This window comes from Nocardioides sp. Soil796, from assembly GCF_001429525.1.
In the GTDB taxonomy this organism is placed as follows: Bacteria; Actinomycetota; Actinomycetes; order Propionibacteriales; family Nocardioidaceae; genus Nocardioides.
In genome coordinates this window covers 426847-446006 of the sequence record NZ_LMSQ01000019.1, presented here as the reverse complement: position 1 = coordinate 446006, position 19160 = coordinate 426847, and the positions used below count along the sequence as shown (strand labels likewise).

Sequence of the window (19160 nt, the reverse complement as noted above, 5' to 3'; positions counted from 1 at the left end):
AAACTCCAGATGGGTGCCGCGCACAAGGCCCTGTGGACGAGCTCATCGACCGAGCGCTGCTCGTGACGCCTGCGCCGAGTGTTCGCCACCAGATCGTCAGCGGCGAGCTGTACGCCGTGCTGCGTGCCGCCTGCCCGGCTCACCTTCGAGTGCTCACGGCGCCGCTCGACGTCGTGCTGACCCAGAGCACGGGCGTGCAGCCCGACCTGCTGGTGGCCGCTCGCGAGGACTTCACGGAGAAGAACCTGCCGGCCGCTCCGCTGCTGGCCGCGTGGGAGCTTCGCGCCGGGGCATACGTCGAGGTCGCCGACGTGGCGGGCGACGAGTCGTGGACCGCGCAGTCGCCGTACGGCGACACAGTCGTGCCGAGCGCCCTGCTCGCCTGACGACCCGCGCCGTCCTGAGCGGTCATCCACAGGCGCGGCGGACGGCCGTGCGGACGTGGGTCCGGGGCCGTACCGTTGGCGCCACGAAGGACTCGAGGGGTCGGGAAGCGGAGACACACGTTGCACCAGATGTTGGACGCGATCACCGGCGTGACCCTGTCCGGGGTGTTCGACCTGGGCGCCCTCGCGCGCGGCCGCAGCTATGCCGCCCAGGGCATGGTGCTCGACTTCGAGGTCAACGAGATCGGCGAGATGATCGAGATCGTCGGCCGGGTCGCCGGCAACGAGGCGAGTCCCTACTCCGTCGCCGTGCTCATCACGCCACCGGCCGTCTCGCCGAGGGTGTCGTCCGACTGCAGCTGCTTCGTGGGAGTCAACTGCAAGCATGCGGTCGCCCTGTTCCTCGCCGTCCGTGAGTCCGTGGCCCGGGTCCCACCGTTGCCCTCGACGCCGACCTGGCGCCGCGACCTCGACGCCCTGCTCGACGACCTCGAGGACACACCGCCCGAACCCGCGCGCCGCCCCGGGCTGGCGTTGCGGTTCAACCTGCCGCGACCGTCCCGGAGCCGGTACGCCGGGCACCTCCCGCCGGCCGTCACCCTGCGTCCGCTGCGCAAGGGCGCGCGCACGAAGTTCATCAAGACCGGCATCGGCTGGCCGCAGCTGCACTACGCCCACCTCCGCGACGAGTTCGACCCTGAGCAGGTGGCCGTGCTCAGCTCCCTGGCCGCCGCCATCGGCCCGGTCTCCGGCGACAGCGCCCACCTCCGCGACGTCGGCCCGCAGCTGTGGGCCCTGCTCCGTCGGGCCATCGAGGTCGGCGTGCCGTTCATCCCGCACGGCCGGCTCTCGTCGGTCGAGCTGCTCGACGAACCGCTCGACCTGACCGCCGACGTCACTGGCGACCTCACTGGGGCCGAGCAGGGGAGCCGACTGACGCTCGGGGTCTGGCACGGCGACCGGCTGGTCACCGGAGACTCCGTGCACCTGATCGGTCGACACCCGCACGGCCTGGCCCTGACTGTGCCCACCCAGCCGAACTCCACGGCCCAGGTCCCGATGCAGCGACTCCTGCTGGCGCCGCTGGCCCGGCGCATCCCCGACGCATTGCAGCGCCTCCACGAACGCGGCGGCCTGCTCAACGTGCCGGCAAAGGAGCGTGCAACGTTCGAGCGCGACTACCTCCCGCGGCTGCGCAACAGCCTGCCGATCACGTCGTCCGACGGCTCGATCCCGTTGCCCGACGAGGTGCCGCCGCGCCTGCGGTTGACCGTCGACTGGCGTACGGCGACCGAGGTGGCGGTGCACTGGAGCTGGGTCTACCGCCGCCACGACGAGGAGTGGGTCTTCGACCTCGACAGCCCCGACCCGGCCCGCGCCGTACGCCGACCGGGTGCCGAGGTCCGCGTGCTCGACGACCTGATCCTCGACGAGGTTTCTGGAAACCTGCTGCGCGGGCCCGACGGCGCGCTGGCTGGCCGGCAGGTGCTCGACGACCTGTGGGTGCTGATGTTCGCCGAGGCAGTGCTGCCGGCGCTGCGCACGGGCGGCCAGGTCGAGATCGTCGAGGTGGGAGCGCGACCCGACTACCGCGAGGCCGTCGGCGAGCCGGAGATCGAGTTCGCGCTGACCGAACCCGAGCCGGGGAGCGAGTCCGACCCCGATCACACCGACTGGCTCGACCTCGAGGTGGTCATCCAGGTCGACGGCGAGCAGGTCCCGCTGCCGTTCGTGCTGGCCGCGCTCACTGCCGGCAAGGAGCGCCTGATCCTCCCCACCGGGCTGCACATCTCGCTCGACCGTCCCGAGTTCGAGCGGCTGGCCAAGCTGGTCGCCGCGGCCGCCGAGATCCAGGACAAGGAGTCCGACGGCGTCCGCGTCGGCCGTCACGACCTGGGCCTGTGGGCCGAGCTGGCAGAGATCGGCATCGTCGACGCGCAGGCCGAGCAGTGGGTGGCCGCGGCGAAGGCGCTCACCCGGCTCGAGGGACTGCCCGACGTCGAGCCGATCGGGCTCAAGAGCGAGCTGCGCAGCTATCAGCGCGACGGGTTCCGCTGGCTCGTGCAGCTGTGGCAGTCCGGGCTGGGCGGCATCCTCGCCGACGACATGGGCCTCGGCAAGACACTGCAGACCCTCGCCCTGATCGGCCATGCGCGGGCCTCGGGTGCCGCACCCTTCCTCGTCGTCGCACCCACCAGCGTGATGACGGCCTGGGCCCACGAAGCCGCCACGCACACGCCCGGTCTCGACGTACGCATCATCGACGCCTCGGCGGCACGACGCGGCTGCACCCTGGCCGATGCGGTGGCCGGTGCCGACCTGGTGGTCACCTCCTACACGCTGTTCCGTCTCGAGGCCGAGGCGTACGCCGCCCTGCCGTGGGGCGGCCTGGTCCTCGACGAGGCCCAGGCGATCAAGAACCACCAGGGCAAGACCTACCAAGCGGTCCGCAAGCTCGACGTGCCGTTCCGGCTCGCGGTGACCGGCACCCCGTTCGAGAACAGGTTGATGGAGCTGTGGGCCCTGCTGTCGGTGGTGGCGCCCGGCCTCTACCCGTGGCCGCGGCGGTTCACCGACCTGGTGGTCAAGCCGGTCGAGAAGGACGGCGACCAGCAGGCGCTCGACCGGTTCCGCACCCGGATCCGCCCGTTCATCCTGCGGCGCACCAAGGACCTCGTCGCAGCCGACCTGCCGGCCAAGCAGGAGCAGGTGCTCGAGGTGGCGCTCGGCGCCAGGCACCAACGCATCTACGACACCCACCTGCAGCGCGAACGACAGGCGATCCTCGGGCTGGTCGACGACTTCGACCGCAACCGGGTGGCGATCTTCAGCTCGCTGACCAAGCTGCGCCAGCTCAGCCTCGACGCCGCACTGGTCGACCCCGAGCACGAGGAGGTCGGGTCGGCCAAGCTCGATGCGCTGGTCGAGCACCTCGTCGAGGTCGCCGCCGAGGGCCACCGCGCCCTGGTGTTCAGCCAGTTCACCGGGTTCCTCAAGCGCGCCCGCGCCCGGCTCGAGGAGCAGGGCATCACCACCCGCTACCTCGACGGCGCGACGCGTGACCGGCGCGCCGAGATCGACGGCTTCAAGGAGGGTGACGCCGACGCGTTCCTGATCAGCCTCAAGGCCGGCGGCGTCGGCCTCACCCTGACCGAGGCCGACTACGTCTTCGTCCTCGACCCGTGGTGGAACCCGGCCAGCGAGGCGCAGGCCGTCGACCGGGCACACCGCATCGGGCAACAGCGGCCGGTGATGGTCTACCGGCTGGTCGCGACGGGCACCATCGAGGAGAAGGTGATGGAGCTCAAGGAGCGCAAGGCCGCGCTCTTCGCCTCGGTCTTCGAGGGGGACGCCGCGATGGGCAAGGGCATCGACGCCGAAGACGTCAGGTCCCTCTTCGACGAGTGAGCTCAGAGGCCGACGTCGCCGTCCATCGCTTCGCGGATCAGGTCGGCGTGTCCGTTGTGTCGTGCGTACTCCTCGACGAGGTGCTGCCACATCCAGCGCACCGAGTGGGCTCGATCCCGGAAGAGGAAGGTGTCGTTCAGGCTCGCACCCTCGAGTGCGGCGTCCACGGCCCGGCACTCGGCGCGGTAGGTCGAAAGGTCGTCCTCAGCCCCGTCCGGCTCGGCCTCCGCGAAGTCCGCGTCAGGTCTCTCGGGTCGGTAGTAGAGGTCGGGGACCTGCTCACCGCGGAAGGTCTGCCTCACCCACCCGCGCTCGGTGTCGCTCATGTGCCGCACCAGTCCCAGCAGCGAGAGCTTCGACGGCGGCACGGCCCGCGTGGCCAGTTGGACGGCGTCGAGCCCGGCGCACTTGCGCAACAGGGTGGCGCGGTGCCAGTCGAGCCAGTCCCGCAGCAGGACCTGTTCCGTTTCGTTGCGGCGCTCCGGGTAGTCCTCCGAGCGCTCGACGTCGGGTGCGGTCCAGGTCATTGCGGCAACGTATACACGCGTGCGAGGTCATCGCCAGCGGATTCCCGCGGCTCCGACGTGCACTCGGTCTGCTGGCTCGTGGTCCCAACGAGCCTCACACACCCACCCAGCCCCGTCGGCAGGCCTCGTGGCCGAGCTGGAACCGGGTCACCACCTGGGCCCGGTCCATCAGCTGGTGCACGCGTCGTTGCACGGTGCGCAGCGAGATGCCCAGCTGCCCGCCGATCGCCTGGTCGGTCAGCCCGGCCAGCAGCAGGGTGAGGATGCGCGCGTCGACCTCGTCGATGCGTGACGAGGCGAGCTCCTCGATGCCGGCGTCGGTGGGCATCACTTCGTTCGCGCTGCCCCAGACCAGGTCGAAGAGGTGCAGGAGCGCGTCGAGCAGTCCGCTGCGGTGGACCAGCAGGGCACCACCGCCACTGTTGGTGGCTGTCGGCGCGAGGGGCAGCAACGCGAGCTGGCGATCCGCGACGACCAGGCGCAGGGGGAGGGTGTCGGTGACGCGGATGAGCTCGCCGGCCCGGGCGGACTCGGCGACGAGGTCGAGGAAGCCGGGCTTCTCGAAGGCCACCCGCTCCACGACCACGCGATACGTCACGCCTCGCGACAGGGCCACCTCCTCGTCGACGTTCTCCTCCGCGGACACGACGGCCACGGTCGACTTCACCAACGCCAGCACTTCCTCGCTGGCACCCCGCTGCAGCTGGGCGAACCGCTGGGCGACCGCCTGCTCGCCGCGCACGACGTCGATCACGTCGGTGTCGGTGCGGTCAGCGATGCTGCCGCGGTACTGCTCGGTGAGCGCCCCGAGCTCGAGCTTCGCGCGCCGGATGTCCTCCTGCCGCTGCACGATCAGCGACCCGATGGCCAGGTCCGGGGGAGACGCGACGAAGTGGCCCTGCGCGGAGGTCGACCGGGCGACCAGGCCCTTGTGCTCCAGGGAGTCGAGCGCCTCGATCAGCGGCGCGACCTCGGTGCCCATGGCAGCGGCCAGCGCCTCAGCCGACCCCGACGGCAGTTCCACCAGTCGGCGATAAGCGCCTTCTTCGATCGCGTTGAGTCCGAGCACGTCGAGCATCGTGCCTCCGATGGAGTGGGCGGAACCGGGGAGCTGCTGGCGGGCACGTGTCATGGCACTTCTCCGCCATGGCGCACGGTACTCCACCGTGGCATGTTCATGCCTACCCCACAGTCCCACTCGGAAGGGCACACCATGTCCAGATCCACTCGCTCGGCAGTCGGCGGTCTCACCGCCACGGTGGTCGCCACCGCACTGCTGACCACGGCCCCGTCGTACGCCGACGAACCAGCCCCGACTCCTGGCGCACCGGCCACCGCCACCGGCAGCTCCCACGTCGTCACGTTGATCACGGGCGACGTCGTCACCGTCACCGACACGGGCCAGGGACCGGGCACCGCCTCGGTCCGGCGGGCACCCGGCAACACCGGCGGCATCCAGATCCAGTCGGTCGGCAAGGACCTGCACGTCGTGCCCGACGAGGCGCTGCCGTTCCTCGCCTCCGGCCGGCTCGACGCGGACCTGTTCAACGTGACCGACCTGATCGAGCAGGGCTACGACGACGCCTCGGTCACGAAGATCCCGCTGATCGTGCAGTACCGCGCCGGCCTGCGCAGTCAGCCGACCACCCCGAAGTACGCCGACCGCGGGCCTGCGCTGGAGAGCATCCACGGCGCGGCCATGGCCGCCAGCAAGTCGAAGGCCGAGAAGTTCTGGGACGGCGTCACCGCCTCGCAGGCGCGGTCCGGCCAGTTCGCCGCCGGCATCGCGAAGATCCACCTCGACGAGAAGGTCGAGGCCAGCCTGGTCCAGAGCGTGGAGCAGATCGGAGCCCCCGAGGCCTGGGCCCAGGGACGCAAGGGCGAGGGTGTCACCGTCGCGGTGCTCGACACGGGCATCGACGAGACGCACCCCGACTTCGCCGGCCAGATCGCCACGACCAGGAGCTTCGTCCCCGGCGAGACCGTCGAGGACGTCAATGGTCACGGGACCCATGTGGCGTCGACCGTCGCCGGCACCGGAGCTGCGGCCGGCGGCACGGAGAAGGGCGTGGCGCCCGAGGCCGACCTCGCGGTCGGCAAGGTGCTCAGTGACTCGGGCTCCGGCGCCGCCTCCTGGATCATCGAGGGGATGGAGTGGGGCGCGGCCAACGCCGACGTCGTCAGCATGAGCCTGGGCAGCACCGAGCCCAGCGACGGCACCGACCCGATGGCCCTGGCCGTCGACGAGCTCAGCGAGAGCACCGGCGCCCTGTTCGTGATCGCGGCCGGCAACTACGGACGGGTCAGCGGCATCGGTTCGCCCGGCGCGGCCGAGTCCGCACTGACCGTCGGCGCCGTCGACAACCAGGACGAGCGCGCCTACTTCCAGGACATGGGCCCGCGCCTGGGCGACGCCGTCGTCAAGCCCGAGATCGTCGCACCCGGCGTCGACATCCTCGCCGCCCGTGCCTCGAAGTCCCCCGGCAGCGGCTCCTACAAGTCGATCAGCGGCACGTCGATGGCGACCCCGCACGTCGCCGGTGCCGCAGCACTGCTCGTCCAGGAGCACCCCGACTGGACTGCTGCCCAGCTCAAGGACGCGCTGGTCAGCACCGCGAAGCCGCTCGAGGGCGAGACGGCGTACCAGGTCGGCGGCGGTCGACTCGACGTGCCGGCCGCGGTCTTCGGCGACATCGTCGCCACCGCCACGCGCGAGCTCGGCTACTACGCCTGGCCACACGGCGACGACGCCCCGGCCACCCGCACGATCACCTACACCAACCTCGGGGACACGGAGGTCACACTCGACCTCGCCGCACACGTCACGGACCAGGACCTGGCCGCGGCGCCCGAGGCCCTGGTCACTCTCTCCGCCGCGCAGGTCACCGTGCCCGCCAAGGGCACCGCAGAGGTGACCGTGACGGCAACGCCGAACCTCGGTGCCGGCGGCAAGAACTACTCCGGAACGGTCACCGCGAGCCTCGCCGGTGAGCAGGTGGCCCAGACCGCGGTCGGCCTGGTCAAGGAGGAAGAGCGCTACAACCTCGACGTGAACGCGGTCGACCGCTCGGGAGATCCGGCCGGCGGATACGTCACGCTCTACCGCTACGGCGACCAGTTCGTCAGCACGCTCGCCATCGACCCGGCCACCGGCACGGTCGCGTCACAGCGGCTCCTGCCCGGCGTCTACACCGTCACCAGCTGGCTGCCGGTGGACGGTGACGAGGGTGTGGCGCTGGTCGGCAACCCGCACCTGGTCATCGGGGGCGACACCCAGCTCACCCTCGACGCACGTGACGCAAACCCCCTCACCGCGCGCACCCCGAAGGAGAGCGTCGACACCTACCGGCGTCCGGGCTACTTCCACGACTCCGGGATCGGTGGCCAGTACGCCTCGTTCGTCAACCAGTACGACGTGCCCGGCAACGTCGACGACGTGTACGCCGCACCCACCGGCCAGGTCGCCGGCGGGGAGTACGAGTTCCTCACCCGCTGGCGCAAGACCGCCCCGCTGCTGTCGATGACGGTGGACGGCGCGCCCCTGCACCCGCTCGTGCATCCGACCGCGAAGCGTTGGGACGGCACGGCCAAGCTCTCCGCGGTGCACGTCGGCAGCGGAACCCCCGCCGACTATGCCGGCATCGACGCGCGCGGCAAGGCCGTCCTGGTCACCCGTGACGACACGGTCGACCCGGCCACCCGTGCGCAGGCCGCGCAGGATGCCGGCGCCCGGATGCTGGTGCTGGTCAACGACCGGCCCGGCGAGGTCTGGGAGTGGGCCGGCGGCACGGACCTGCCGGTGGTCACCCTGACCGCCGCCGAGGGCCGGCCGCTCATCGCGGCACTCGACCGTGGCCGCAAGGTGCGGATCGACGTGACCGGCACCGAGGCTCCGCCGTACCTCTACGACCTGGTCAAGGCGTACGGCGGTGCGATCCCCGAGGACCTGTCCTACGCACCCGCCCTGAGCGACCTCGCCACGGTGACGAACAGGTTCGTCGGCCCGAAGGGCACCCTCGCGTTCGACTCCCGGGCGGACTGCCGTTCGTGGAACTGGCCGCCCTGCCTGCAGGTGGGCGAGCCGGTCCACCTGGGCACCACCCGTGTCGACTACGTCTCCACGGAGAAGGGCACCGAGTGGTACACCTCCGCCCAGCACCCGGCCGGTTGGGGCCTGCGCGGCAACCGGCTCAGCTACCGGCCGGGCGCACGGGTCACGGCGTCCTGGTTCGACCCGGTGGCCCGGCCGCGGGTCGGCGAGGGCTACTGGCACCCGCGACGCTCCGGTGACTTCTTCGCGGTGAACGTGCCGACGACGAGCAGCGGGAGCCAGGGCTACACCGGGAGCATGGACGACGACTCGACGGTGCAGACCACGCTGTTGCAGAACGGCGAGGAAGTCGACACCAGCCCGTTCCAGGCGATCCAGACCACGGTGCCCACCACTGCGGACTGGGCCGACTACCGGTTCGAGATGGAGACCGCCCGCTCGGGTGAGACGTGGACGACCTCCACTCGCACCACCACGGCCTGGGACTTCCGGGCCCGCACCGGTGACACCGAAGGCTGGACGTACCTGCCGCTGGTGCAGGCCGACTACCTGCTCGACACCGACCTGCAGGGCGCGGTGAAGTCGGGTCGTCGCGCAATCGGCATCGAGGCGTTCCACCTCGACGACGTCGAGGGCGCCGGCAAGGTCGACGCGGCCACGTTGAAGGTGTCCTACGACGACGGAGCGACCTGGTCGCCCGTCAAGCTGAAGGGCTCGGGCGGTTCCTGGACCGGGACGCTGAACGTGCCGAAAAAGGCCGACTTCGCGTCCTTCCGCATCACCGCCACGGACGACGCCGGCAACGGCATCGACCAGGAGGTGATCCGCGCGGTGATCGTTCGCTGATCCCGCACCCGGTCGACGGCCGGCGTCCACCCTGGGGGGTGTGGCGTCGGCCGTCGCTGCGACTGGTGCGCTACGGGCTTGCGCGACGCAGCTGGCGTCGTGTGCGGCCCGCGCCGGCGAAGACCGTCGACAACTACGGCAGTTCGGGCCCGTTGCGGCTCGACGGAGCGTGAGCAGCGGTCGTCGTACGACGAACTGCCGTAGTTGTCGACACGACCCCTCGATCGCCCGGGCCCGAGTGGCTACCAGCGGGCGTTGGCCAGCACCGGAATCGCAGCCCGGGCGCGGTCCACCTCGGCGAGGTCGAGGTCCACCACGAGCAGCCCCGGCTCCGCACCGAGCTCGTCGACGACCGTGCCCCAAGGTGAGACGACCGCACTGTGCCCGACCCCGGTCGGCGCGGTGGAGCCCGGGTCGGCGTCGGCCGGCAGCGCCTGGTCGACGGCCACCACGAAGCTCGTCGAGTCCAGCGCCCGCGCGCTGGTGAGCAGCTGCCACTGCTCGACCTTGCCGTCACCGGCTCCCCAGGACGCGCAGATCACGACTGCCTGCGCACCCTGGCGGGCCAGCTCGGTGAACAGGCCCGGGAACCGTACGTCGTAGCAGGTGGCCAGCCCGATCGTCGCTCCCGCGATCTTGACGACGACGGGGGAGGAGCCGGGTGCGACGGAGTCGGACTCGGCGAAGCCGAAGGCGTCGAAAAGGTGGACCTTGTCGTACGACGCCTCGACGTCGGGCCCAGTGACCAGCAACGTGTTGCGGACCCGTTCGCCGTCGGCGGGCGTGAACATGCCGGCGACCACGGTGACGCCGTGCTCTGCAGCGATCTCCCGCACCCGCGCCGCCCACGGCCCGTCGAGGCCCTCCGCGACCGGATGCAGCGGGTTGCCGAACGAGCGCATCATCGCCTCGGGGAAGACGACCAGCTCGGCTCCCTGACGTGCTGCCTGCGCTGACGTCCGGGCGATGAGTGCGAGGTTGGCCTCGAGGTCCGCGCTGCTGCTGACCTGGGCAAGGGCGACTCTCATGACAGATCCCGTTTCCGGCGTGACTCTGCACGCCTGTTGTATACATTGTGTTCGTGACTACTGGGGAAGAACGACGATCCGGCCGCGAACGCGCCCTCGACTACCTGCGCACCGTGGTGCTGAGTGACCCGACCGTCGAAGGTCAGTTCATCAACGAGCAGGCGATCGCGACTGAGGTCGGGGTCTCCCGCACGCCGGTCCGCGAGGCGCTGCTGATCCTGTCGTCCGAGGGGCTGCTCCAGCTGGTGCCGCAGAAGGGCGGCTACGTCCCGCCCCTGTCGTCGCGGGAGATCCGCGAGCTGATGCAGCTGCGTGGGGTGATCGAGCGCCATGCGGCCGACACCCTCAAGTCGGGGGCCGAGACCGCCGAGGTGATGCAGGCGGTTCTCGACGAGCAACGCGCTCTCGTAGCCGACGCCGGCAGCACCGGCCGCGAGTTCATCGACCTCGACCGCAAGTTCCACCAGGTCCTGGTCGACGCGGCCGGCAGCTCCCTGCTCTCCCGGACGTACGACGGACTGCGTGAACGCCAGGTGCGCGTCGGAGTCGCGGCCCTCGACGCCGAGCGCGAACGCCGCAGCTCGGTCTGCACCGAGCACGACGCGATCGTGAAGGCCGTGCGCAGCGGTAAGGCTGCCGCTGCGCACAAGGCCATCAACGCCCATCTCGAGAAGACCCTGGCTGCACTGCTCTCGGCCTGACCTCCGTCACACCGGCGCTGGCGACGGGGCCGGGGTCGGCTCGGCGAGCAGTGCCTCGTCCTCGGCGAAGTCGGGGTTGCGGCCCAGGAGCAGGCCGATGATCGTGAGGACGCCAGCCACGGCGACGTACGCCGCGGGGGCCTGCCAGCCACCGGAGACGTCGAGCAGCCAGGTGAAGGCCAACGGCGCGAGTGCGCCGCCGAAGACACCGGCGATCGTGTAGGCCAGCGACGAACCCGTGTAGCGAAGGCGCGGCGAGAACTGCTCGATCACGAACGCGGCCTGCGGGCCGTACATGAACGAGTGGATGCCCAGTCCGACCACCACGCAGGCGATCAGGGCGGCGGGGGAGCCGTTCTCGATGAAGAGGAAGAACAGCACCGGCCACAGTGAGGCGAGGGCGGCGGCGATGCCGTAGACCAGGCGCCGGTTGTAGCGGTCGGAGAGCGCGCCGGCGAAGGGGATCAGGAAGAGCTGGAAGCCCGAGGCGACCAGGACCGCGGTGAGCACCTGCCCCTTGGAGAGGTCGAGCTGGGTGGTGCCGTAGGTGATCGTGAAGACCGTCATCAGGGCGTAGAGGATGTCGGGCGCCAGGCGCGACATGATCGCGGAGATCAGCGGCCGCAGCTCGGTCGTGAAGACCTCCTTCACAGGTGCGGTCGGGCGGTCCTCCTTCTCGGAGAGCGCCTTGAAGATGGGGGTGTCCTCGAGCTTCAGGCGGATCCACAGGCCGAAGGCGACCAGCGCCGCCGACATCAGGAAGGCCACCCGCCAACCCCAGGACAGGAACTGGTCCTCGGTGAGCATCGCGGTGAGCAGGAAGAGCATGCCGGTGGCCATCAGGTTGCCGGCCGGGGGACCGATCTGCGCCGCCGAGGCCCAGAGCCCCCGCTTCTCGGGGGTGCCGAACTCGCTGGACAGGAGGACAGCTCCGCCCCACTCGCCGCCGACGCCGACGCCCTGGGCGAAGCGCAGCAGCACGAGGATTGTCGGCGCGGCCACGCCGATGCTGGTGTACGTCGGCAGCAGGCCGATCAGGAACGTGGCGACACCGATCAGCACCAGCGTGATGACCAGGACCTTCTTGCGGCCGATCTTGTCGCCGAGCCGGCCGAAGACGATGCCGCCGATCGGTCGCGAGACGTAGCCGACGGCGTACGTCGAGAACGACAGCAGGGCGCCGGTCAGGGGGTCGTTGTTCGGGAAGAAGAGCTGGGGGAAGACCAGTGCGGCTGCGGCCGAGTAGACCGCGAAGTCGTACCACTCCAGGGACGTCCCGGCCAGGCTGGCGGCGTACGCCTTGGCCAGGGAGCGCCGGTCGACCTCGAGGTCTCCGGCGCGGAATGTCGTCGGTGAGTCGTTCATGGGAAGAGCCTCCTGTGTTGTCTGCCTCACATACTTCCTGTATACATTTCATATACGCAACCCCTTGAGTCCAACTTTTTCCAACTCACCGGAGGCCCCCATGACCACTCTGACCTTTGAGGTCGCCGACCGCGATCCCGTCCAGGTGACGATCAGCCAGCTGCTCAATGCCGGGTACGCCGGGCGTGACCAGGGCAAGGTGCAGGCCCACATCGACGAGCTCGCCGAGCTGGGTGTGCCGGCTCCGTCGACGACGCCGACGCTCTACCCGGTCTCCCCGTACCTCGCCCGGCAGGCGAGCGAGGTCGACGTCCAGCACGCCAGGACCTCCGGTGAAGCCGAGTGGGCGCTGGTGATCACCGACGACGACGTGCTGCTCACCGTCGCCTGCGACCACACCGACCGTGATCTCGAGGTGCACGGCGTCGCGTGGAGCAAGAACGCCGGCCCGGACGTCCTCGGCAACCAGGCGTGGCGCCTTGCCGACGTGGCCGACCACCTCGACGACGTGCGTCTGCGTGGCTGGGTCGGTGAGGGTGACGACCGACGCCTGATCCAGGACGGAACGCTCGGCGACCTGCTCACGCCGGACTACTGGCTCGAGGTGCTCCGCGACCGCGGCCTGCACCGCCCCGGCACCGTGCTCCTCTCCGGCACCGTGCAGATGATCGAGGGCGTCGACCAGTTCGCCGAGCGCTGGGAGGTCGAGCTCTCCGACGAGGTCACCGGTCGCGTGATCTCACAGGCGTACGACGTCCGTGCGATGGCCCAGCCGATCGGCTGAGCCGAGCCGGTTCGGCCGGCGGTTCGCGTCAGGGGTTGAGGGTCGACTTGATCTCGGTCTTCAGCACCTTGCCGACCTTCGACCGGGGCAGGTCGGGCCAGACCTCGACCTGCTTGGGCGCCTTCACGCTGCCGATCCGCTCCTTCACGAACGCGGTCAGCTCGGCCGGGTCGACCGTGTGCCCGGGCTGGGGTTGCACGACCGCGACGACCCGCTCGCCCCACTTGTCGTCGGGCAGGCCGATCACGCCGCAGTCCTGTACGTCGGGGTGTGCGAGGACGGCCTGCTCGACCTCGGTGGAGTAGACGTTGAACCCGCCGGTGATGATCATGTCCTTCGCGCGGTCGACGATGTGCAGGAAGCCCTCGTCGTCGACGAAGCCGATGTCGCCGGTGTGGTGCCAGCCGTGCGCCGACGCCTCGGCCGTCGCGTCCGGGTTCTTGTAGTAGCCGGCCATCACCAGCGAGCCGCGCACGCAGATCTCGCCGGACTCGCCCTGCCGGAGCTGGCGGCCGGAGTCGTCGAGGATCGCCACGGTGACCAGCGGGGCCGGGCGTCCCGCGGCGGAGAGTCGCTCGGTCGCCACCGATCCGTCGGGTCTGAAGTGGTCGGCCGGCGGCATCATCGCGATCATCATCGGCGCCTCGGTCTGTCCGAACAACTGCGCCATCACCGGTCCGATGCGGGTCAGCGCCTCCTCGAGTCGAGTCGCGGACATCGGCGCCGCGCCGTACCAGAAGCACTCGAGTGACGAGAGGTCCGTCGTGTCGAGGTCGGGGTGGGCGAGCACCATGTAGATCAGCGTCGGTGGCAGGAAGGTGTGGGTCACCCTGTGCCGCTCGACCAGGGACAGGAAGCCGCCGACGTCGGGGGCGCGCATGATCACCACCTCGCCGCCGCTGGCCAGGACCGGGAAGGTGAGCACCCCCGCGGCGTGGGTCAACGGGGCCAGCGCGAGGTAGACCGGTCGGCCGGTGAACGGGTAGCCCATCAGCGTGAGTGCCGTCATCGTCTCGAGGTTGTGGTCGGTCAGCATCACGCCCTTGGGGCGGCCGGTGGTGCCGCCGGTGCCGACGATCATCGCGAGGTCGTCGGCACCGGCGGGTCTGGTGGGTTCGCTCGTGGCGGCATCCAGGAATGCCTGCCAGGACAGGGCTCCCGGGACCTCGCCGTCGAGGCAGACCAGGGTCTTCAGCTGTGGCAGGTCGTGCCGGATCGCCTCGACCAGTGGCGCGAACGACTCCTGGAAGACCAGGGCGACGCAGTCGAAGAGCTCGAGCAGCTCCCGGTTCTCCGCGGCCTCGTTGCGCGGGTTGATCGGGCACCACACCGCTCCGGCCCGGCTGATCCCGAAGACGCAGGTGAACGCGACCGGGTCGTTGGCCGACAGGATCGCCACCTTGTCGCCGGGCTCGACGCCGTACGCCGACAACGCCGAGGCCACCCGGTCGGACAACCCCTGCACCTCGGCGTACGACAAGGACTCGCCGTCGGTGGTCAGGCACGGACGTTCCCGCCCGAGCGAGGCGCCCTTGTCGAGGTAGTCGACCAGTCGCATCAGCGCAGGACCGTCAGCTGTGGCTCCGCGACCAGGCCGAAGGAGCGGAGGACGCCGAGCAGCTCGCGGTGGCCGAACGCCTGGCAGCCCGAGGCGAACCCGACCTGCTTCGGCGGGGTCTGCAGCAACGAGTACGCGGCGTACGCCTGCAGCAGCCCGGTCTGCTTGTAGTTGCTGTTGCCGTGGATCACGCAGTGCGCGCGACCCAACGGCCCGGAGGCGTGCACGGAGTCGAGGGACTTGTTGACCCGCGGGTTCTCGCGCGGCGGCATCTCGTTCATCACCTGGGCGGCGGTCGCGGTCAGCGCGGCGTCGCGGTCGGCGTCGTTCATGTCCTTGGTGGCCTCGAGGGCGGCCGCGACGATCTGGGGTACGCCGTTCATCAGCGCCGCGTTGAAGACGCCGCCCTGCGCCTTCACGTTGGCCACCCGCGGGTCGCGCTTGAACCACACCGGGTGCGACGTACCGCCCCAGGGCAGGGAGAGGGCGAGCTCGTGCTGGCCCGGTACGACGAGCGGCACGAGGCCCTGGCCGGGATCGAAGGCGACGTACTGGTTCTGCTCGAGGTAGTGCGCCGCGGACGTGGCGGCGTTGACCAGGATCGTGCGGGTCGAGGCGATCGTCGGGCTGCCGCCCCAGAAGACCGCGATGTCGAGCGTGTCGAGCCCGGGCGTCTCGAGGCAGAGCTGGGCGGCGATCTCGCCGGTGGTGTACATCTGCGCGAGGCCGGGGGAGAGCAGGAGACCGGCCGCGGCGAAGTCGGCGCCGTACTGCTCTTCGCAGGTGATCAGCCAGTCCTGCTCGCCTGTGGTGTCGGTGTAGTGGACGCCGGCAGCCAGGCTGGCCTCGACCACCTCGGGGCCGTGGACGCTGAACGGGCCGACCGTGTTGAGCACGACCTGCGCGCCTTGGAAGAGCTTGGTCAGCGACTCGACGTCGTGGTCGACGGTCTGCACCTCGTAGTCGGCGGTCTCGATGCCGGCGACGTTGCTGCCCATCGACGACTCGAGCTTGTCCTGGCTGCGGCCGGCGGCGATGAAGGGGACGTTGTACTCGCGGAGGTACTCGCAGACGAGTCGGCCGGTGTAGCCGGATGCGCCGTAGACGATGACGGGCTTGTCAGTCATGGGGATGCCTTTCGGGACGTGCTTTCGGGAGGGGGAGGGAGCTGGGTGAGAGGGCAGTGGGTGATGGGCGCAGTCACATGCCCATGCCGCCGTCGACCGGCAGGCCGGCCCCGGTGACGAAGCGGGCAGCGTCGGAGGCGAGGAAGACGACGGCGTCGGCCATGTCGCCGACCTCGCCGAGCCGGCCGGCGGGAGTGAGCTCGATGACCGCGCCCACTGCTTCTTCCGGCGAGCCGAAGAGGCCCAGCGCTGCGACGTCGTTGGCCAGTCCGGCGCCCATCGCGGTGGGCACGAGGCCGGGGTAGATGCAGTTGACGCGTACGCCGGCGCCGAGCTTGCCGGCCTCCATGGCGGCCACCCGGGTGAGCCGGTCGACCGCGGACTTCGTCGCGGAGTAGACCGAGATGCCCGGGAAGGCGATGGTCGCCGCGACGGACGAGATGTTGATGATGCTGCCGCCGTTGCCGGCCGCGCCGCCGGGGCGCATGGTGCGCAGCCCGTGCTTGAGGCCGAGGGCTGTGCCGAGCACGTTGACCTCGAGCATGCGGCGTACGGCGTCGGGGTCGAGCTCGGTGATCAGGCTGGTGATCTCGATGCCCGCGTTGTTGACCAGGATGTCGAGCCCGCCGAGCGTCGAGACGGTCTCCGCGACCGCCGCCTCCCAGCTCGCTTCGTCGGTCACGTCGAGCCGGACGAAGCCGTGCCCGTCGCCGAGTGCCTTGGCCACCGCCTGGCCGGACTCTTCCTGGAGGTCGCCGATCATCACCTTCGCGCCCGCTGCGGCGAGCGCCTGCGCCATGCCCTCGCCGAGTCCCTGGGCACCTCCGGTCACCAGGGCTGTGCGCCCGGTCAGGTCGAACACGCTCATCTGTTGCTCCTTCGCGAGAGGGGTGGTGTGGCTCAGGTCACACGCTCCTCATTCTCTTGACAACTGTCAAGAGTTTCGCGGAGAGAGGTCAGGATTTCCCCCATTTGGTCGTCGTCCGGCCCCCGGTCCAGCCAGAAGCGCTCGCCCGTCGGCCTGGATGTGGGCGCGCACGGGAAGGTCGCCCATCACAGTGACCGTGGCGTGACGGGCGAGCTGGTGACCGGTGCGTCAGTTGCTCCAGCTGAAGTCGTAGTGGATCCAGTTGGTGTCGGAGAAGTCGAGGGAGACGCCCTCGGCAGAGGCGTTGAAAGAGCCGACTCCGCAGTTGCCGTCGGTCCAGATGAAGCCGTCGGGCAGGGTGATGTGGGCCTCGTGCGGCTCGTCGGTCACCGGGTTCCGCATCGACCGTCCCTCGGCGCGACCGACCCCCTCTATCTCCACGGCGGAGTCGATGCCGGCCTCGGTGATGTTGATCTGAGACTTGACCAGCCCGACCACGTCGTACGTCGTCCCGAGGATCTCCCACGGCATACCGCCGAGTGCACCGGTGTAGATCTGGCTCAGGGCCCCGATCTGGTCGTCGGTCGTCTCGGGTGCCACCACGAAGACCGCGCGTCCGTTGCCGTCGTGGATGGCGTGCGGCCAGTCGATGATCGCGACCGCGGAGACCCCGGCGAGGTCGACGTCCCCACACCGGCCCTCGCGGATGACGTTGGCGACGAGCGCCTTGCAGCTGCCGTCGGAGGACGACGGGAAGCCGCTGAAGTTGCAGGTGCAGCCGGGGTTGCAGTTGCAGTATTCGTAGCCGACGCCAGACAGGTTCCAGCGCGTCGTGGGCCCTGCTTCGGTGGTTGTCATGGTGTGCCTTCCTTCTTCTTCAGATCAGATCGGACAGCAGGGTCGGGCTCAGCACGACGACTGTTCCCAGGCCCAGCAGGGCCACCCCGAGCCAGGTGGCGAACGTGGCTCCCCATCGAAGGTTGCGTTCGACGAAGACGCCGACGGCGATCAACACGGCCCACCACGGGTTCATGGCAGCCGTCGCGACGAGCACGAGCATCAGGGCGACACAGCACCCGCAGCAGTAGCCCGCGTGCAGCAATCCGGCGCGGAATGCCCCGACGGGTCGCTCGAGCGATCCGCGAAGTCGCATGAAGTAGGACATCGGGGAGCGACAGTGCCGCAGGCAGGCCCGCTTCAACGGAGTGAGCTGGTAGGCGCCGGCGAACAGCAAGGTGGCGCCGGCCAGCCGGAGCGCCCACTCCTCGCCGTCCTGGAGAGGCATCGCCAGCTCCCGCCACAGCAGGTACGCCGGCAGCCCCGTGAGTGCCCACACGATGAGGTAGGCAGTGACGAACCATCCGGTCGGCGCGACCTTTCCCGCGGCGGCTGCCCGCTGGTAGAGCCGAACCACCGGGGTGACCGCCGGCAGCATCATCGCCGCCATCATCAACGTCCACGCGACCAGGAACGGGCCGAGGGCCATGACGGTCTTGGTGTCGCCCATCTCGCCGCTCATGTCGCTGCTCATGTCAGCGGACATGTCGGCCGAGAGCATCGACGTCAGCCACCATGCGGCCGCGGCGCAGGCGACCAAGGTCAGCGTCAGGATCTCGCCGCTGATGCGAGGGGTGCTCGATCTGAGGTGGCTCATCTCTCGGCAGTCCCTGCTGAGGGCTCCCCGAGAGGGCGATTGGACGTGCGGTCGGACGTGCGGTTGTGGGCACAAGGCTCGCTTCGCAACCTACGCCGACACGGTTCCGGACTCCATAGCCCGGCCGGGGCATTTGACGGGTCGACGTGCGCGTCGGAGGCTGTGGATCGAGTGTGGAGAACCTGGGTCTGGTGTGACCTGAGGGGGTGCTGGGAGTGGGTTCTCCACAGCACCCTGTGGGACGGCAATTATGGGTCTGACCTGCGGAAATAGTTCTCCACAGATTGAGTTGCACCCCTGTCATTCGGTGGCGATCTCGGGAACAATTGCTGCCATGACCACCACCTTCGACACCCCGTTCCCGGCCACCGCCGGCCACGGGTCGGGCGCGCTCTCGCAGGCGTTGCCCGGCGACGGGGGTGCTGGTGCGGTGCTGGCCGACGCGGTGCGGGCGCGAGGTCTGGCCGATGACGCGGAGCGGGTGCTGCTGCTGCGTGCGGTGCAGTGGGCCGACACGCACCCCACCGACGACCTGGCCGAGGCGGCGTTCGGTGACGAGGCGGCCGATTGCCTGCCCCTGGTGCACTGGGCCGCGGTCGCCGAGTTCGCTGCCGCCCTCGGCTTGTCGACCGCGGCCGGTGAGCGGATGATCCACGAGGCCCTGGAGCTGCGGCACCGCTGCGAGCGCACCTGGGCGCGGCTGCTGGCCGGCGAGGTCACCGCCTGGCGGGCCCGTCGGGTCGCTGCCACCACGATCGGTCACCCCGACGACGTCGCCGTGTTCGTCGACGAGCACGTGCACCCGATCGCGCACAAGGTCGGCTTCATCAAGCTGGAGAAGCTGCTCGACGAGGCGT

General features: G+C 70.1%; 14 protein-coding genes and 1 pseudogene. 6 read left to right on the top strand and 9 right to left on the bottom strand.

Annotated features, from left to right (window positions below; translation table 11 throughout):
- Positions 1-32: 32 nt before the first annotated feature.
- Both ASH02_RS19280 and ASH02_RS19275 read left to right on the top strand, forming a co-directional pair.
- The gene (locus tag ASH02_RS19280) at positions 33-386 is read left to right on the top strand and encodes a Uma2 family endonuclease (protein ID WP_057295319.1); all 354 of its coding nucleotides are present in this window, start codon (positions 33-35) and stop codon (positions 384-386) included.
- A gap of 129 nt (positions 387-515) precedes the next feature.
- Entirely contained in the window at positions 516-3794 is a 3279-nt protein-coding gene (locus tag ASH02_RS19275) for a DEAD/DEAH box helicase (protein ID WP_057295318.1), read from the top strand.
- Between the two features lie 2 nt (positions 3795-3796).
- Here ASH02_RS19275 and ASH02_RS19270 read toward each other — a convergent pair whose 3' ends face one another.
- Both ASH02_RS19270 and ASH02_RS19265 read right to left on the bottom strand, forming a co-directional pair.
- Positions 3797-4321, bottom strand: coding sequence for a DinB family protein (locus tag ASH02_RS19270; RefSeq protein ID WP_057295317.1), 525 nt, complete (start codon positions 4319-4321; stop codon positions 3797-3799).
- Positions 4322-4415: 94 nt separating this feature from the next.
- Entirely contained in the window at positions 4416-5453 is a 1038-nt protein-coding gene (locus tag ASH02_RS19265) for a helix-turn-helix domain-containing protein (protein WP_056682011.1), read from the bottom strand.
- Positions 5454-5534: 81 nt separating this feature from the next.
- Between ASH02_RS19265 and ASH02_RS19260 the strand changes: the two genes are divergently transcribed.
- Positions 5535-9218, top strand: a complete 3684-nt coding sequence (locus ASH02_RS19260; RefSeq protein ID WP_057295316.1) for a S8 family serine peptidase — start codon at positions 5535-5537, stop codon at positions 9216-9218.
- Between the two features lie 242 nt (positions 9219-9460).
- Here ASH02_RS19260 and ASH02_RS19255 read toward each other — a convergent pair whose 3' ends face one another.
- Positions 9461-10246, bottom strand: coding sequence for a carbon-nitrogen hydrolase family protein (locus ASH02_RS19255; protein ID WP_057295315.1), 786 nt, complete (start codon positions 10244-10246; stop codon positions 9461-9463).
- 53 nt (positions 10247-10299) lie between these two features.
- Between ASH02_RS19255 and ASH02_RS19250 the strand changes: the two genes are divergently transcribed.
- Positions 10300-10947, top strand: coding sequence for a GntR family transcriptional regulator (locus tag ASH02_RS19250; RefSeq protein ID WP_056684933.1), 648 nt, complete (start codon positions 10300-10302; stop codon positions 10945-10947).
- Between the two features lie 6 nt (positions 10948-10953).
- Here ASH02_RS19250 and ASH02_RS19245 read toward each other — a convergent pair whose 3' ends face one another.
- The gene (locus ASH02_RS19245; protein ID WP_057295314.1) at positions 10954-12312 is read right to left on the bottom strand and encodes an MFS transporter; all 1359 of its coding nucleotides are present in this window, start codon (positions 12310-12312) and stop codon (positions 10954-10956) included.
- Positions 12313-12412: 100 nt separating this feature from the next.
- Here ASH02_RS19245 and ASH02_RS19240 point away from each other — a divergent pair, with 100 nt between their 5' ends.
- The gene (locus ASH02_RS19240; RefSeq protein WP_057295313.1) at positions 12413-13096 is read left to right on the top strand and encodes a DUF2848 domain-containing protein; all 684 of its coding nucleotides are present in this window, start codon (positions 12413-12415) and stop codon (positions 13094-13096) included.
- Positions 13097-13124: 28 nt separating this feature from the next.
- Here ASH02_RS19240 and ASH02_RS19235 read toward each other — a convergent pair whose 3' ends face one another.
- The 5 genes from ASH02_RS19235 to ASH02_RS19215 all read right to left on the bottom strand — a co-directional run bounded on the left by ASH02_RS19235 (position 13125) and on the right by ASH02_RS19215 (position 18303).
- The gene (locus ASH02_RS19235) at positions 13125-14654 is read right to left on the bottom strand and encodes an acyl-CoA synthetase (protein WP_057295312.1); all 1530 of its coding nucleotides are present in this window, start codon (positions 14652-14654) and stop codon (positions 13125-13127) included.
- Positions 14654-15781 carry a DUF5938 domain-containing protein gene (locus tag ASH02_RS19230; protein ID WP_057295311.1) on the bottom strand — a complete coding sequence of 376 codons (1128 nt, stop codon included), beginning with the start codon at positions 15779-15781 and terminating at the stop codon, positions 14654-14656. The genes ASH02_RS19235 and ASH02_RS19230 overlap by 1 nt, the downstream gene beginning before the upstream one ends.
- A gap of 73 nt (positions 15782-15854) precedes the next feature.
- Positions 15855-16649 (bottom strand): SDR family NAD(P)-dependent oxidoreductase, encoded by a 795-nt coding sequence (locus tag ASH02_RS19225; RefSeq protein WP_057295310.1) that lies wholly within the window; start codon positions 16647-16649, stop codon positions 15855-15857.
- 228 nt (positions 16650-16877) lie between these two features.
- The gene (locus ASH02_RS19220; protein WP_056681987.1) at positions 16878-17507 is read right to left on the bottom strand and encodes a DUF1326 domain-containing protein; all 630 of its coding nucleotides are present in this window, start codon (positions 17505-17507) and stop codon (positions 16878-16880) included.
- Positions 17508-17526: 19 nt separating this feature from the next.
- Positions 17527-18303, bottom strand: a complete 777-nt coding sequence (locus tag ASH02_RS19215; protein WP_057295309.1) for a DUF2182 domain-containing protein — start codon at positions 18301-18303, stop codon at positions 17527-17529.
- A 250-nt stretch (positions 18304-18553) separates the two neighbouring features.
- Between ASH02_RS19215 and ASH02_RS27600 the strand changes: the two are divergent.
- Positions 18554-19160 (top strand): annotated as a pseudogene (locus tag ASH02_RS27600) (hypothetical protein); the annotation flags it as partial.